Origin of the sequence: Rhizosphaericola mali (assembly GCF_004337365.2) — a bacterium.
Taxonomy (GTDB): Bacteria; Bacteroidota; Bacteroidia; order Chitinophagales; family Chitinophagaceae; genus Rhizosphaericola; species Rhizosphaericola mali.
In genome coordinates this window covers 1667933-1682034 of the sequence record NZ_CP044016.1, presented here as the reverse complement: position 1 = coordinate 1682034, position 14102 = coordinate 1667933, and the positions used below count along the sequence as shown (strand labels likewise).

The 14102-nt window shown below is 33.6% G+C and carries 15 protein-coding genes; 3 read left to right on the top strand and 12 right to left on the bottom strand.

Annotation, left to right across the window (positions count from 1 at the left end):
- Window positions 1–32 precede the first annotated feature (32 nt).
- From E0W69_RS07355 to lipA, 3 genes are all read right to left on the bottom strand, one after another.
- A complete protein-coding gene (locus tag E0W69_RS07355) occupies window positions 33–983 on the bottom strand; it encodes an AraC family transcriptional regulator (RefSeq protein WP_131329373.1) in 951 nt (316 codons plus the stop codon).
- A gap of 48 nt (window positions 984–1031) precedes the next feature.
- The gene (locus E0W69_RS07350) at window positions 1032–2732 is read right to left on the bottom strand and encodes an alpha-keto acid decarboxylase family protein (protein ID WP_131329372.1); all 1701 of its coding nucleotides are present in this window, start codon (window positions 2730–2732) and stop codon (window positions 1032–1034) included.
- Window positions 2733–2908: 176 nt separating this feature from the next.
- Entirely contained in the window at window positions 2909–3856 is a 948-nt protein-coding gene (lipA, locus tag E0W69_RS07345) for a lipoyl synthase (RefSeq protein WP_131329371.1), read from the bottom strand.
- Window positions 3857–3996: 140 nt separating this feature from the next.
- Between lipA and E0W69_RS07340 the strand changes: the two genes are divergently transcribed.
- Window positions 3997–4401, top strand: a complete 405-nt coding sequence (locus E0W69_RS07340; protein WP_131329370.1) for an OsmC family protein — start codon at window positions 3997–3999, stop codon at window positions 4399–4401.
- Between the two features lie 27 nt (window positions 4402–4428).
- On the opposite strand, the gene E0W69_RS07335 is transcribed toward E0W69_RS07340, so the two are convergent.
- The 5 genes from E0W69_RS07335 to E0W69_RS07315 are packed head-to-tail and all read right to left on the bottom strand — an operon-like array spanning window position 4429 to window position 7371.
- Window positions 4429–4968 carry an AAA family ATPase gene (locus E0W69_RS07335; RefSeq protein ID WP_131329369.1) on the bottom strand — a complete coding sequence of 180 codons (540 nt, stop codon included), beginning with the start codon at window positions 4966–4968 and terminating at the stop codon, window positions 4429–4431.
- A gap of 14 nt (window positions 4969–4982) precedes the next feature.
- Window positions 4983–5552: an NUDIX hydrolase gene (locus E0W69_RS07330; protein WP_131329368.1), complete on the bottom strand. Its 570-nt coding sequence runs from the start codon at window positions 5550–5552 to the stop codon at window positions 4983–4985.
- Between the two features lie 12 nt (window positions 5553–5564).
- The gene (locus E0W69_RS07325) at window positions 5565–6092 is read right to left on the bottom strand and encodes a YfiT family bacillithiol transferase (protein ID WP_131329367.1); all 528 of its coding nucleotides are present in this window, start codon (window positions 6090–6092) and stop codon (window positions 5565–5567) included.
- Between the two features lies 1 nt (window position 6093).
- A complete protein-coding gene (locus E0W69_RS07320) occupies window positions 6094–6855 on the bottom strand; it encodes an ABC transporter ATP-binding protein (protein WP_131329366.1) in 762 nt (253 codons plus the stop codon).
- Between the two features lie 45 nt (window positions 6856–6900).
- On the bottom strand, window positions 6901–7371 hold the full coding sequence (locus E0W69_RS07315) for a CAP domain-containing protein (protein WP_131329365.1): 471 nt from the start codon (window positions 7369–7371) through the stop codon (window positions 6901–6903).
- Between the two features lie 156 nt (window positions 7372–7527).
- On the opposite strand from E0W69_RS07315, the gene E0W69_RS07310 reads away from it, so the two are divergent.
- On the top strand, window positions 7528–8796 hold the full coding sequence (locus tag E0W69_RS07310; protein WP_131329364.1) for an aspartate kinase: 1269 nt from the start codon (window positions 7528–7530) through the stop codon (window positions 8794–8796).
- 29 nt (window positions 8797–8825) lie between these two features.
- Window positions 8826–9155, top strand: coding sequence for a phage holin family protein (locus E0W69_RS07305; RefSeq protein ID WP_225321437.1), 330 nt, complete (start codon window positions 8826–8828; stop codon window positions 9153–9155).
- Between the two features lie 44 nt (window positions 9156–9199).
- Here E0W69_RS07305 and E0W69_RS07300 read toward each other — a convergent pair whose 3' ends face one another.
- The 4 genes from E0W69_RS07300 to E0W69_RS07285 form a co-directional block, all read right to left on the bottom strand.
- Window positions 9200–10249 (bottom strand): alpha/beta fold hydrolase, encoded by a 1050-nt coding sequence (locus tag E0W69_RS07300; RefSeq protein WP_131329363.1) that lies wholly within the window; start codon window positions 10247–10249, stop codon window positions 9200–9202.
- Between the two features lie 92 nt (window positions 10250–10341).
- The gene (locus tag E0W69_RS07295) at window positions 10342–10914 is read right to left on the bottom strand and encodes an outer membrane beta-barrel protein (RefSeq protein WP_131329362.1); all 573 of its coding nucleotides are present in this window, start codon (window positions 10912–10914) and stop codon (window positions 10342–10344) included.
- A 72-nt stretch (window positions 10915–10986) separates the two neighbouring features.
- Window positions 10987–13602: a valine--tRNA ligase gene (locus E0W69_RS07290; RefSeq protein ID WP_131329361.1), complete on the bottom strand. Its 2616-nt coding sequence runs from the start codon at window positions 13600–13602 to the stop codon at window positions 10987–10989.
- A 109-nt stretch (window positions 13603–13711) separates the two neighbouring features.
- The gene (locus tag E0W69_RS07285; RefSeq protein ID WP_131329360.1) at window positions 13712–13984 is read right to left on the bottom strand and encodes a hypothetical protein; all 273 of its coding nucleotides are present in this window, start codon (window positions 13982–13984) and stop codon (window positions 13712–13714) included.
- Window positions 13985–14102 lie beyond the last annotated feature (118 nt).

Sequence of the window (14102 nt, the reverse complement as noted above, 5' to 3'; positions counted from 1 at the left end):
ATAAGACCTTCGAAATTCGAAGGTCTTATTTTTTAGAAACTAAAATGTTCTGTCATAATAGAATTTTCTCTAAATTTTTTGGGTGATTCGCCCGTCTTTTGTTTGAAAAAATAACTAAAATTTGATTGATCTGAAAAGCCTAATAGTTCACTTATATCCCAAAGTGTTTTATCTGTAAATAGTAAAAGTGCTTTTGCCTCTTCTAATACTCTATTTTTAATCAAACTACTAACATTATTTCCTGTATACTTTTTTAGTAATTCATTCAAATAATTGGGATGCACACCGAGTTTATAAGCAAAATCGGAAGCGTTGAGACTAGAAGTATTTTCTCCAGTATCAATTTTATGTATTTCACTTTCCAGTTGTTCGAAAAAGGTGTGTACCAATTTATAGTTTGAATCAACTTTTACTGGTTGTAAAAAATTACCAATTTTTTCTGCCTCAATTAACAATAGTTGAATAGATGCACCCAATGCCCAATGCATATCTGGACCATTTTCTTCAAAATCTTGCATCATTCGTTGAAAAATAGCATCAAATTTTTCCAAATGAATTCTTTCTAGATCAATTACACTTTTGCCTTTGGGAAGATAGACGCCATATTTTTCCAATAATAATTTGAGGGAAGGATTCATATCGATAAATTCCTTTTTCAACATACAGAAATAACCACTATCCTTATTGGAAAGATGATTTTTCCAAGAAATTATATCAGAAGGTTGGATAAATAGGAGCGTGGGTTTATTTATATGATACATTTTCAATCCATTGGAAAATATTCCTTCTCCTTGATTGAGGTAAATTATTAAGTAAAAATCGCGTCTATTGGGTGAAAGGTAATTTTTACAAGTGGTCTGACTTCTATCAAATATTCGAAATATCCAATCGCCATAAGTGTCTCCAATCGGTACGAAATCTGGTACGTCATGTAAGACACTTATGGTTTTTTCTTTTGGAATTTTATCTTGAGTTTTTGTCACTAATTACAAACTATTTTTTATAGTGTAACAAAATTATAAAGCGATTGTTTAATGTTTTACTGGAGCATTATTACTTGCATTAATACTTCTGGATATATTGATAATTCCTTGAGGATAATCTATTTTATCCAAATGTAATTCTATAAATGCAAGCGTATTTACTTCTGCTAGATCATATATTACAGATTTTAAATCAAGGATTTTTTTAACTTCATTGACATACAATTTCTCTTGATTATTATTGGCGAATGCTTCCATTAATTTACCCCAATTAAGACTTGGAATATCATTATATTTTTCTTCCGGTCCATTGATAGCTCTTTCTACAGAATATCCGTCGTTATTTAACACAAATATAGTCGGATGGATGTTGTGATAAATAAATTCACTCAAACTTTGTAAGGTCATTAATGCCGAACCGTCGCCTATAAATAGCACTACTTTTTTATTTGGTGCTGCGATCTGCGCGCCAAGTGTTGCGGGCAATGTATAGCCTATAGATCCCCAAACTGGTTGTCCTATAAATTGTATATTTTCCGGAAGTGAATAATCTGTAATGCCGAAATAACTGGTCCCTTGTTCGCATATAACGATATCACCTTCGTTAACTATATTTTTTGCATTAGACCAAAGTGCTTTTTGCGTAAGCAAATCAGAACTTTCCACTTTAATTGGATTATTACCAAATGGATTTTTAAGTGAAAATGTATATTTTTCAATATGTAGTTCTGCAAATATTTCAGAAAGAATGCTTAGCGCATCTTTCATGTGAATTTGGGTAAATTTTTTACCTGCAACTATAGATTGTAATCCTTGTATGTCGATATGCAATTTTGCATCTATATTATTGGAGAAATTATTCGTCAAACTATCAGAAAATTGACAACCAATGGAAATTAATAATTGATTATTTTCCAAATAGTTCAACACTTGCTCGCTGCTTTCTGAGCCTGCATAAATACCCAAATAGTTCTTGTTTTTTTCACCTAAAGAACCTTTGCCTGCGGTCATTGTGGCGTATGGGAAATTGTATTTTTCAAGTAAAGATTTAACTAAAGAAATACAACCGAAACGTTCTGTGATATAGTCGGATAAAATGGAAATGTTTTGGCTATTATTTTGAATTAATTTTTTCGCTGCTTGTTTGAATTCTTTCAAGGAATTAATTTCACTATTGACTACGATTTGGTCTTTTATATTATCCATAGGAGCCTCACAAGGCATTGCTGCGATATCCGTAGGAAGAACTATATAACCTGGTTTTTTGTTGATAAAACTTGCTACCAAAACACGATCAATTTCGTTTTTAGTATTATTTGCAGATAAATAAGTGGATGCAATAGTAACCTCTTTATATATTCTATGGAAATGGGCATAATCACCATCACCTAAAGTGTGATGTTTGCATTCGCCTTTGGATGCTGCTTTTGTATTAGGTGCTCCTACTATTTGAATTACAGGAACATTCTCTGCAAACGAACCGGCGACACCATTGATCGAACTTAGTTCGCCCACACCAAAGGTTGTTAAAAATGCACCAAATCCTTTTACACGAGCGTAACCATCTGTCGCATAAGCTGCATTTAACTCATTGGTATTTCCTCGCCATTGTATTCCTTTAAAATCTGTAACATGATCCAAAAACGCTAAATTATAATCACCAGGAACTCCAAATAAATCTGTTATTCCCATTTGAAATAAACGTGTCAATAAATAATCTCCAATCGTAAATTTTTTATTCTGTTTCATATAAAAAGATTTTAAAAATGTGACAAATCAATGAACAGAACAAAGTTACTGTGAGGTATTTCACCACTTTATAGAGAATTTGACCTAGTTTTTATGAATTTCAAAGATTTTAAATAATGGGACAAAAAAATAGCATTCCATAGGGAATGCTATTTTGTAATATAGTTTAGTTCTTATTAAGAAGCTAAAGCTTGTTCTTTTAAAGCTTTTTCTTCTTGCCATTTATTTTTTCCATAACCTGGAATAACGTGTCTTTCGCTATGATAGGAAGAACGAACCAATGGTCCTGATTCTACATAATCAATTCCCAATTCATAACCAATTTCGCGATATTCTGCAAATTCATCAGGATGTACAAATCTGTCCACCGCCAAATGTTTTGGAGTCGGTTGTAAATATTGTCCAATGGTAACTACATCCACATTCACTGCCGCCAAATCTTTCAATGTTTGAATAACTTCCTCTTTTGTTTCACCCAAACCAAGCATTATACCGCTTTTGGTACGCATGCCACCTTCTTTCAAAATACGTAAAGTGTCCAAACTTCTTCTGTATTTTGCTTGAATACGTACTTGCTTGGTTAATCTTTCGACTGTTTCAATATTGTGACTAACGACTTCTGGTGCAGCATCAATCACTCTTTGGATATTTTCTCTTTGCGCTCTAAAATCTGGAATCAAAGTTTCCAAAGTAGTATCAGGATTCAAAGTTTTTACAGCTCTGATAGTATTATACCAAATAATCGAACCTCCATCTTGTAATTCATCTCTGTCGACGCTTGTGATGACTGCGTGCTTCACTTTCATCAAATTAATTGCTTCCGCTACACGTTGAGGTTCATCCCAATCTACTGCGTCTGGACGACCTGTTGCTACTGCGCAGAAACCACAACTTCGGGTACATATATTTCCCAAAATCATAAATGTGGCCGTGCCCGCACCCCAACATTCGCCCATATTAGGACAATTACCGCTTTCGCAAATAGTATGTAATTTATGTGTGTCGACCAATCCTCGCACATGTTTGTAACTTTCACCAATAGGTAATTTTACTCTTAACCAATCTGGTTTTTTTACACGTGTTTCTTTGGTATTTACATTATTTATAATTGGTAATTCTTGCATTATAATCCTCTTTTTCTAACTTTTCCAATCTGGTTTATTCCAATAGGAACAAAAGTACATATCTTTTTGTATTTATTTCCCGATTTAATAAGGGATATACTCTATTGAAAATGTACATTTGTTAATAAATAATTTTATATATGACTTCTAAAATTTTGTATACGGGCGATTTACGTACAGAATCTACACATATTCAAAGTGGTACGACAATCGAAACGGATGCGCCTGTGGACAATCATGGTAAAGGTGAAAGATTCTCTCCGACAGATATGGTTGCTAACTCTTTGGGTACTTGCATGTTGACTACTATGGGAATCAAAGCAGAAGATTTGCAAGTTGATTTAAAAGGTACAAGTGCAGAAATTACCAAAATAATGGCTGCAGAACCAAGACGTATAGCCGAAATTAAAGTTTTAATTCATTTTCCAGCTTTGGATTTGGATGAAAAAACGAAAACAATTTTGGAACGTACAGCCTTACATTGCCCAGTTGCAAAATCATTATCGGCTGATTTAATACAAACTGTTGAGTTTGATTGGAAATAAAAAGTAAAGGACTGAAAATTCAGTCCTTTACTTTTGGAAATATTTTTCGATAATATCAATTGCCATTTTTGTTCTTTCTTCCCCTGTTCCTTTTATTTCTGCCCAAGGCGTGGATTGATTGATTAGAATATCTTTATAGATTTGAAATAGTTCTAATCGGGGATTTTCATCAGGATATTCTCTTAATTCATCCGCAGCCCAAGGAAGATCTGTATTTGCAAGCAAATAAAAATCATATTTCCTATGATTAATTTGCTCCAAAATGTAATTATCACAAGTGCCAAATACGTATTCGCTCCAGACTTTCATTACATACATGTCTGTATCAATAAAAACGAACTCTTTATTTTCTTTAATGGCTTGTTCTATCGCGTTTTCTTCTAATTTTATTTGCCCTTTCGCTATATCGGTTAAGGTTTCTATTGTATATTCTTTACCAAATTTTACTAAATATTCTCGTGCATACTCCTCACACCAATTAGTGTCAAAATGTATTGCTAAGTCAGCAGATAGTGTACTTTTTCCCGTACTTTCAGGTCCTATAATTACGATTTTCTTTAGCGCCATATTTTATCTTGATCCTATCTTTTGAACTCTATTTTATCCAAATACATGAGTGCGTACATGATTGTTGTTACGTGCATCGCTTGTATAATTCTTTTCTCTTCCACCAATTGTATCAATTCATCAAAAGTCAATTCCAATATTTCAATTTCTTCATTTGGATCCAAATCTTGCTCTTGAATTTTCTTTCCACCAATAGCGACAAACATGTGCATCAAATTGGAATTTGTGGAAGGATTCGCAGAAATACGACCAAGTGAATGTACAGAAGCAAATGCAAATCCCGTTTCTTCTAATAATTCACGGCGAATGGCATCTTCGAAATTGTCATCCGTATCGTCTACACAGCCGCCAGGAATCTCAATACTCACTTCACCCAAAGCATGACGATATTGTTTAACCAACAATACTTTATTTTCCTCTGTTATTGCCACTGCAGTTACCCACTCTGGATATTCCATGACATAATAAGGATCGATTATTTTTCCATCTTTTCTTTCACAACGGTCTTTTCTAGCGGTCAACCATTGGTCTTTAAATAAATATTCAGAAGATAAAGTCTTCCATTTCAAATCGTTGTCTTCCATATTGTAAATTTTTTACCAATTATTTCTTTCTCTCAATCCTAATATATGTTGTGTGTGATGTCTGCCATGCCAAGCGTAAGAACCTAATAAATACCAAAGTGACATTTCTTGTTTTGTTTCAGGATGAAAAACTTTGCGATTCCATTCTTCATCAGAAATATTTTCCAAAATTGTTACCCATTTTTTGTGCAAAGCAAATAACAAAGTAATGGAAATATTGATTGGCTGTAATTCGGTATCTTTCAATAATGCCCATCTTTCCTGATCATACGGGCGAATATTGGGATTGTCTTCCGTAAGTCCAATTTTGAATCTACAAAATGCATTCAAATGACTATCAGAAACGTGATGTACCAATTGATGCACCGTCCAACCTCCAGGACGATAAGGTGTCTGCAATTGTGCCTCGTCCAAATTTAAAACAGAATTTTCGATATCGGCAGGAAGCCAATTGATATCATTTATCCATTCTTTTTTTTGCGCTTCGCTATACGGTTTGGGCTCATATTTTCCGATCGGATATTGCAAACTTGTTTCCATATTAAGCTTCTCTTAATGCTTTTCCGGTTAAATTAATAAAAACATCTTCCAAATTGGCTTTTTTTACATCTTTGGCACGTTCAAATCCAGTAGCGACAAGATCATCAATTAATTGATCTGGTGTAGCCAAAGAAACTATATTACCCGAATCTACAATGGCAACTCGATCGCATAAAATCTCAGCCTCATCCATATAATGTGTCGTGATGATAATTGTCGTTCCTTTTTTGCGTATATCCAAAATCAAATCCCAAAGATTGCGTCTCGCTTGCGGATCCAAACCAGTTGTAGGTTCGTCCAAAAAAATGATTCTAGGATCATTAATTAAAGTTGTCGCAATAGAAAAACGTTGTTTTTGACCGCCGCTGAGTTCTTTATATTTGTTTTTGGCTTTGTCTCGCAGATTAACAGAATCCAATAATTGCATTGGATCTACTTTACGATTGTACAATCCGGAAAATAATTGAATCAATTGTACCAAGTTTAAGCCTGGATAATAACCCGAACTTTGCAATTGTACGCCAATGCGTTTTTTTATTTCTTCTGGATGTGTATCGATATCAAAACCATCTACAGTAATAGAGCCTGCAGATTTGGTACGAAGGGTTTCTATTATTTCTAATGTAGTAGATTTTCCGGCACCATTTGGACCTAAAAGTCCAAAAATTTCCCCTTCCATTACATCAAAGCTGATTCCTTTTACGGCATGGAAATGTCCGTAACTTTTTTCTAATCCTTTTACGGAAATGATTGCTTTTTCCATGCCTGCAATTTAGACAAACATTTTTATTCTATTTCGAAGATTTTATCAATTGGCAAACATTTGCGTATAGTACAAATAGCCTTCTTTGGAAATCTGTACGCCGATGCCCGTTTGATTATATTTGGTACTACTTAAATTTTTTAAATGTCCTGGACTTTTTAACCAACCAGCAACTGCTTCTTCAGGTGTCATGTCACCATAAGCGACATTCTCAGCACAAGCATGAAAACCAGGTATTTGGGATTTTAAATAAGCGTATCTTTTATCAAATCCTTCATGACTGAATGGAACGGAACCATTGGCCATATTGTCGCTGTGTGTCTGCGCAGTTTTATTCATAATATCAGAAAAGGTCAATGCGGACAATCCGTGCGAAGTGCGATAATCATTAATCATTTCAAATACTTGATTTCTATATTTTTTAAGTTGTCGATTTGATAAACTTTGAGCGGAAAGGAAATTAGGTAGGACAAAAAGTAATGCAAGAATGCTGAGAAGAAAACCACTGCGTTTCATAAAATAAATTTGAAAAAAGAAAAGGCATATTTGATGCCAATATTTTGCCTCATTTCAATTTTAATTTTTTATTAGAAAAAAAGAAAATCGGCAGTTTAATATTTGAATGAAATGATTTTTTTCAAAAATGTATATTTGCCAAACTTAAAATACGGTATGAAAATATTCAAATTTGGTGGTGCGAGTGTACAAGACGCAATGAATTTAAGAAATGCAACGAATATTGTAAAGACGTTTGCTCCTGACGACGACTTGGTTATTGTTATCTCTGCCATCGGCAAAACAACGAATGCGTTAGAAAAAGTAAGTTTGGACTTTTTTGAAAATAGACAAAAAGAAGCGCTTCGATTATTTCAAGATTTGAAAGATTTTCACTTAGAAATTGTCAAACAATTACTTGAAATTGAAAAAGAAAATTGTGAATCCCAACTACGTGATTTATTTACAGAGGTTGAGTGGCTTTTGCATGATCAACCCGTGAGAGAATACAATTATTATTATGATCAAATTGTTTGTTTGGGTGAATTATTAAGTTCGACCATTTTTAGTTTTACTCTTAAAGAAAATGGTTTGGAAAATGCATGGATAGATGTTCGTGATATTATCCGAACGAGCAATAATTACCGCGAAGCAATTATCGATTGGGAATTTACGGGTGGTAAAATGCAAGAAACTATTTTACCTTTAGTTCAAAAAGAACATATTATTGTTACGCAAGGATTTATCGGCGCAACAGATGATAATGAATCGACTACATTAGGAAGAGAAGGAAGTGATTTTACTGCCGCCATTTTTGGCAATTTATTAGAAACCGAAAGTGTAACTATTTGGAAAGATGTGGACGGTGTGATGAGTGCGGATCCGAAAATTTATCCTGAGGCTCAAAGTATCCGACATTTGGACTATGAAGAAGTAATTGAAATGGCTTTTTATGGTGCGCAAGTCATTCATCCCAAAACTATAAAACCACTTCAAAATAAAAATATTCCTCTTTTGGTTAAATGTTTTAAAAATGTAGAATTAGAAGGAACGGTTATTAATGGAGAAAAAAATAATGTTTTACCTCCGTTAATTATAGTTAAGCGCGATCAAGCATTGGTAACTTTAAAAACCAAAGATTTTGCATTTATAGGAGGAAAGCCTTTGGAAGCTATTTACGAAGCGTTGCATCATAATTTATTAAAAGCAAATTTAATTTCTATTGGCGCAATAACTATTCAAATCTGTGTCGATAATGATGCATTGAAATTAGAAAATTTAAAAAACGAACTAGAAACGCAATTTGAATTTTCACATGAAGAAAAATTGGAGTTGACCACATTGCGTCATTACACAGTGGATGCGGCACAGATGTATTTACCTAAATCAGAACAAGTTATCAGTCAAAAAGATCCTAAAACGATCCAAGTAATTTCAAAATTTTAGGTATATTTAGATAATAAAAATGAAAGCATATGATTAGTTTTATTATCAGTCTTTTAGTTACGGGTTTCTTGGTATTTATTTTGGCAAAAATACTACCTGGAGTTTCTGTAGAAAGCTACGGCGCAGCCGTTGGTGTAGCATTTGTATTAGGAATTTTAAATGCAATAGTTAGACCTGTTTTAGCTTTTTTAAGCTTTCCTATTACGTTTTTAACTTTAGGATTGTTCTCATTAGTTATCACAGCTGTAATTATTTTATTGGCAAGTGCAATCATGGGAAAGAAATTTCATGTCGATGGATTTCTGAGTGCATTAATATTTGGAGTTGTGTTAGGTATTGCAAGAGCGATTATAGGATAAAGAAAAAAAGCGTAAGTGAATTTTCACTTACGCTTTTTTTTATTTTAAACTTCTGTCGCTAATAATTCATTCAAAATTTTGTCCACTTGCGGCATATAATTTGGATCCATTCCAAATAATCCCAAATGACCCCAAACTGTGTCAATAGGCCTCCATTCACTATTAGGAATCATTTCTTGTTCTAATTTACAATCACTAGTTACGAAGAACATATCTTGTAATATTGGCATGCAGAACATTTTACATTTGATGCGTCCAAGTGCTGCTTTTAAATCTCCATTTGTATTTCGACTAACATCACCTCTTTGCCATTTCCAAGCACATAACAATAAGGTATTTGGATCCATTGGTTCGAAATATTTCATTGTGAAATTTTTTCCAAAATCTAATCCATCTTTAAAGCCAAGGTTTTTGTACGCTTCTATACGATACATTTCTGGATTATATCCAACTACGTTCCAAATATCACCATGTCGGTCTAAAGCACCTTTCATTGCATCGATTGATTCATAAGCGCCTTCTTTGTACGCAGGATCCATCGTAATTGTATCTATCAAAGTTTTGGTAAATATAAAATCATGTTCTGTGTTTTTCGCATAGCCCGCAATCGGTGCTGCTCGTTCCATGAAATCTGGAAAACGAACAGCCCACTCATACGTTTGTTGCGCACCCATAGAACCACCCAATACTAAAACCAATTTCTGAATACCAAAATGTTCCGTTAATAATTTGTATTGCGCCTTTACATCATCCTCAATTCTTACTTTGGGAAATTTGCCAGCTTTGATACTTTCATCTGCATTCCAAGGTGAAGTAGATAAACCATTTCCTATTTGATTGACAAGAATAATAAAATATTTTTCTGGATTCAATGCGTGGTCTTTTCCAACGTAAGCATCTTCCAATATTTTAGTCGTACCTGAAAACCAAGTAGTCATTAAAATCGCATTACTTTTGTCTTCATTTAAAGTGCCAAATGTCCTAATTGCCAATTCCAAATTGGGAATAATGCCGCCTTCTGCAAGTTTAAAATTGCCTACTGGGATTAATTCGTAATTGCCATGATTTTCTCTGTTGTAATAATTCTGAGGCATTGTAATCGTTTAAATTGTGAAAAATACCTTTCAAATATAATGAAATTGATTTACAAGAATATTACAAAACTGTTAATAAATGTATGTTATAATTAAAAAGAAAAATTGTATCCCACTCTAAGTCCAATAATGGAAACGTTTCTGTCATTCATTTTGAAGCCTTCATAGCGCGCACTAATATCAATTTCTTTTGTCGCAAAAATGCCAATATTTCCAGCGTAGGTGAAGGCCGTGTTGCTAGTTTTATTAATATCAAATTCCGTATAACTCTTTTGAGGTGTGGACGTAAATGATACCCCAAGTTGCGGCTCTAAATAAATATTACCAAAAGAAAAACGTGCACCTGCTTTTAGTGGAATTTGTCTCAAATTGGGAAAACTCATTTTCTCTGAATATGGAGCTTGACTGCTATTTGGGTAATATATAGATTTAAAAGATTTCCCTGGATAAACAATATAACCTGATTGTAAAGTTAGAGCAATTGTTTCATCCAAATTGCAGGCATATTTTACTGTTCCACCGAAACCGAATTTATGAGTTTCTTTTAGTGTGCTTAAAGGTAGTCCACCTTCTACACCAATACTTATTTCACTACCCGAATGATTTTGTGCAAATAAATGATCTAAAGATACAAGTGCGAGAAATGTAAAAAACAGGTTTTTCATGAAGTTAATTTTTCCAAATATATAAAAAGCACTTCAAGATTGAAGTGCTTTTTATCGGATAATTTTCAGAACTTATAGTTGAGCCAGACTTTCTTTTATCGTAATAATTCTAGCTTCTGCATCGGATTGTTTTTTCTGTTCCAATGCAACCACTTCTGGTTTTGCATTTTGAACGAATCTTTCATTTGAAAGTTTTTTCTGTACAGAAACTAAGAATTTTTCTTGATGCTCTAAGTCTGCCAACAAACTATTTTTCAATGCTTCTGTATCAATTTCCTTATTGGATTCTATGAAAAATTTATCTTTTTCAATAGCCACAACTATCGTATTGGTATTAGTGCAAGGATTATAGTCTATCGATTCCGTATTTACTTGTTTGGATAAGATATTTTCTATCGTTTGGTAATTACTTTTATTCTCAGATTCGATATGTAATTTGATCAAATCTTTTGGTTTAATTTGATTCTTATTTCTTGCATCACGAATCGCAGAAATTACTTTTTTCAATAGTTCACCAGATTCCAAAATCGAAGAGTTTATCTCTTTTATTTCCCCAAATTGTTTGATACAAAGATCTTCGGTTTGTTCTTTTAATAGATGATAAATTTCTTCTGTAATAAAAGGTAAATATGGATGAAGCAATTGCAACAAATCTTCGTAAAAACGAATCGTTTTATCCAAAACCGTTGCTGAAATAGGGGATTCAAATCCAGGTTTGATCCATTCCAAATACCAAGAACAGAAATCATCCCAAATCAAAGAGTAAATTACTTTTAAGCCTTCACTTAATTTGAATTCCTTATGTAATTTTTCTACTTCTTTTTGCGCTTGCATCAAGCGATTTTCCATCCAATCCAATGCAAATTGTTGTGCATTATCTGGTGCAATATCTTCGCTTTTCGCTTGCCACATTTGAATCAATTTCAACGCATTCCACATTTTATTGTTGAAATTACGTCCTTGTTCCAATGCTGCTTCGTCAAACAATAAATCATTACCAGCAGGAGCGGAGATCATCGTACCAAAACGAACAGCATCTGCACCATATTTATCAATCAAACCAAGTAAATCTGGTGAATTTCCCAAAGATTTACTCATTTTGCGACCTTGTTTGTCACGTACCATTCCGGTGAAATAAACATCTTTGAATGGAATTTCATGTTCAAATTCCAAGCCTGCCATTACCATTCTCGCTACCCAAAAGAAAATAATATCTTGTCCAGTAACCAAAACAGATGTTGGATAATAATATTTAATTTCTTCATTGCCGGGCTCTGTAATTCCTTTGAAAACTTCCGTAGGCCATAACCAAGAAGAGAACCAAGTATCCAAAACATCTTCGTCTTGTGTCAATGATTTATCTCCAGCTAATTGTTGGGCTTCATCTTTTGTTTCCGCAACGAAGAGATTGCCATCTTCGTCGTAATATGCAGGGATTTGTTGTCCCCACCAAAGTTGACGGCTGATACACCAATCTTTTACATTTTCTAGCCAATATTTATACGTAGCTAAAAATTTATCACCAGGATGTATTTTGATATTTCCATCAACTACAGCATGTAAAGCTGGTTCTGCCAATTCCTTCATTTTGACAAACCATTGCGTGGAGATTCTCGGTTCTACTACACAGTTTGTTCTCTGAGAATAGCCTAATCTAGTTGTGTAAACTTCTTCCTTTATTAAAAGTCCTTCCTTTTCCAATAAAGCAACTACTTTTTTTCTCGCTTCAAATCTTTCTACCCCAACAAATATTTGCGCAGCCTCGCTTAACGTTCCGTCTTGATTCAAAATATCAATAACAGGAAGGTTATGCTTTAGACCCAAATTATAGTCATTGATATCGTGTGCTGGCGTAACTTTCAAACAACCTGTACCGAATTCAATATCTACATAATCATCTTCAATGATTGGAATCTCGCGATTGATCATTGGTACGATGACTTTTTGTCCTTTTAACCAATGATAACGTTCGTCATTTGGATTGATACATATTGCAGCATCTCCCATGATTGTTTCTGGTCTTTGCGTAGCGATAGTGATAAAATCTTCCCCTTTAGGTGAAATAATGCCATTGGCAACTTTGTATTTTACATAATACAATTTTCCCTGACCATCTTTATATTCAACTTCTTCATCACTTAGTGCTGTTTGAGCAATTGGATCCCAATTGATCATGCGCGCACCACGATAAATCCAACCTTTTTTATATAAATTGACAAAAACCTTAATAACCGCTTTATAGTAATGATCATCCATAGTGAAAGAAACACGATCCCAATCAACACTACAACCTAATTTTGCAATTTGGCTATAGATGATTCCGCCATATTTTTCTTTCCATTCAAATGCGTATTTCAAAAATTCAGGGCGAGAAAGTGTTTTCTTATCAATGCCACGTTCATGTAACATTTGTACGACTTTCGCTTCTGTCGCAATAGACGCATGATCACTACCAGGAACCCAACAAGCATTAAATCCTGTCATTCTTGCTCTTCTTACAAGAATATCTTGAACAGTTTCGTTCAAAGTATGTCCCATGTGCAACACTCCAGTTACATTTGGAGGAGGTATGACGACGGTAAATGATGGACGGCTGTCCGGTTGGCTATGAAAATATTTTTTATCGCTCCAGTGGCGATTCCATTTAACTTCTGTTTCAGAAGGATTGTAATTCTTACTTAGTTCCATTATATATTCCTTAATCGGTAGTGTGATTTTACCCGAATACAAAGATAACTAAATAAAATATTTTGAAATGATTAAAAGCCAACACTTTTGGGGAGTTGTAATATCGAAACTAAAATCCTAATTTTTCCATAAAGAATTGCGAAAACATATCAATATTGCTATTCTTTGTAGAAGTAGAATCACTTGTTGATACTGAAGTAGGAATATTTAACTGAATGAGTTTGTTATTGTCTAATCTTTCTGATCTATCAGGTTCTGAGAATAAATTTTGCAAAGAAATTTTAGATTGGATTTGTTTTTCTAAGGTAACAAAAACATCATCAACGTAGTTACAAGAACTAAATGCAACCAAAATTCCGATTGAAAACAGTACTTTACGCATAAGATCAGGGTGTTAATTATGTAAAATTAAGTGAGAATTCGTAATTTTACAAAAATGAAATGTTAAAATAAATATTTTCATTTATATTGGGTAAAATACTTTAGTTTGGATTTTTAAA

What these genes read in the sequence shown, in the direction of transcription:
- E0W69_RS07350 (WP_131329372.1), bottom strand. Translation starts at nt 2,732, where the DNA reads ATGAAACAGAATAAAAAATTTACGATTGGAGATTATTTATTGACACGT.
- lipA (WP_131329371.1), bottom strand. Translation starts at nt 3,856, where the DNA reads ATGCAAGAATTACCAATTATAAATAATGTAAATACCAAAGAAACACGT.
- E0W69_RS07340 (WP_131329370.1), top strand. Translation starts at nt 3,997, where the DNA reads ATGACTTCTAAAATTTTGTATACGGGCGATTTACGTACAGAATCTACA.
- E0W69_RS07335 (WP_131329369.1), bottom strand. Translation starts at nt 4,968, where the DNA reads ATGGCGCTAAAGAAAATCGTAATTATAGGACCTGAAAGTACGGGAAAA.
- E0W69_RS07330 (WP_131329368.1), bottom strand. Translation starts at nt 5,552, where the DNA reads ATGGAAGACAACGATTTGAAATGGAAGACTTTATCTTCTGAATATTTA.
- E0W69_RS07325 (WP_131329367.1), bottom strand. Translation starts at nt 6,092, where the DNA reads ATGGAAACAAGTTTGCAATATCCGATCGGAAAATATGAGCCCAAACCG.
- E0W69_RS07320 (WP_131329366.1), bottom strand. Translation starts at nt 6,855, where the DNA reads ATGGAAAAAGCAATCATTTCCGTAAAAGGATTAGAAAAAAGTTACGGA.
- E0W69_RS07315 (WP_131329365.1), bottom strand. Translation starts at nt 7,371, where the DNA reads ATGAAACGCAGTGGTTTTCTTCTCAGCATTCTTGCATTACTTTTTGTC.
- E0W69_RS07310 (WP_131329364.1), top strand. Translation starts at nt 7,528, where the DNA reads ATGAAAATATTCAAATTTGGTGGTGCGAGTGTACAAGACGCAATGAAT.
- E0W69_RS07305 (WP_225321437.1), top strand. Translation starts at nt 8,826, where the DNA reads ATGATTAGTTTTATTATCAGTCTTTTAGTTACGGGTTTCTTGGTATTT.
- E0W69_RS07300 (WP_131329363.1), bottom strand. Translation starts at nt 10,249, where the DNA reads ATGCCTCAGAATTATTACAACAGAGAAAATCATGGCAATTACGAATTA.
- E0W69_RS07295 (WP_131329362.1), bottom strand. Translation starts at nt 10,914, where the DNA reads ATGAAAAACCTGTTTTTTACATTTCTCGCACTTGTATCTTTAGATCAT.
- E0W69_RS07290 (WP_131329361.1), bottom strand. Translation starts at nt 13,602, where the DNA reads ATGGAACTAAGTAAGAATTACAATCCTTCTGAAACAGAAGTTAAATGG.
- E0W69_RS07285 (WP_131329360.1), bottom strand. Translation starts at nt 13,984, where the DNA reads ATGCGTAAAGTACTGTTTTCAATCGGAATTTTGGTTGCATTTAGTTCT.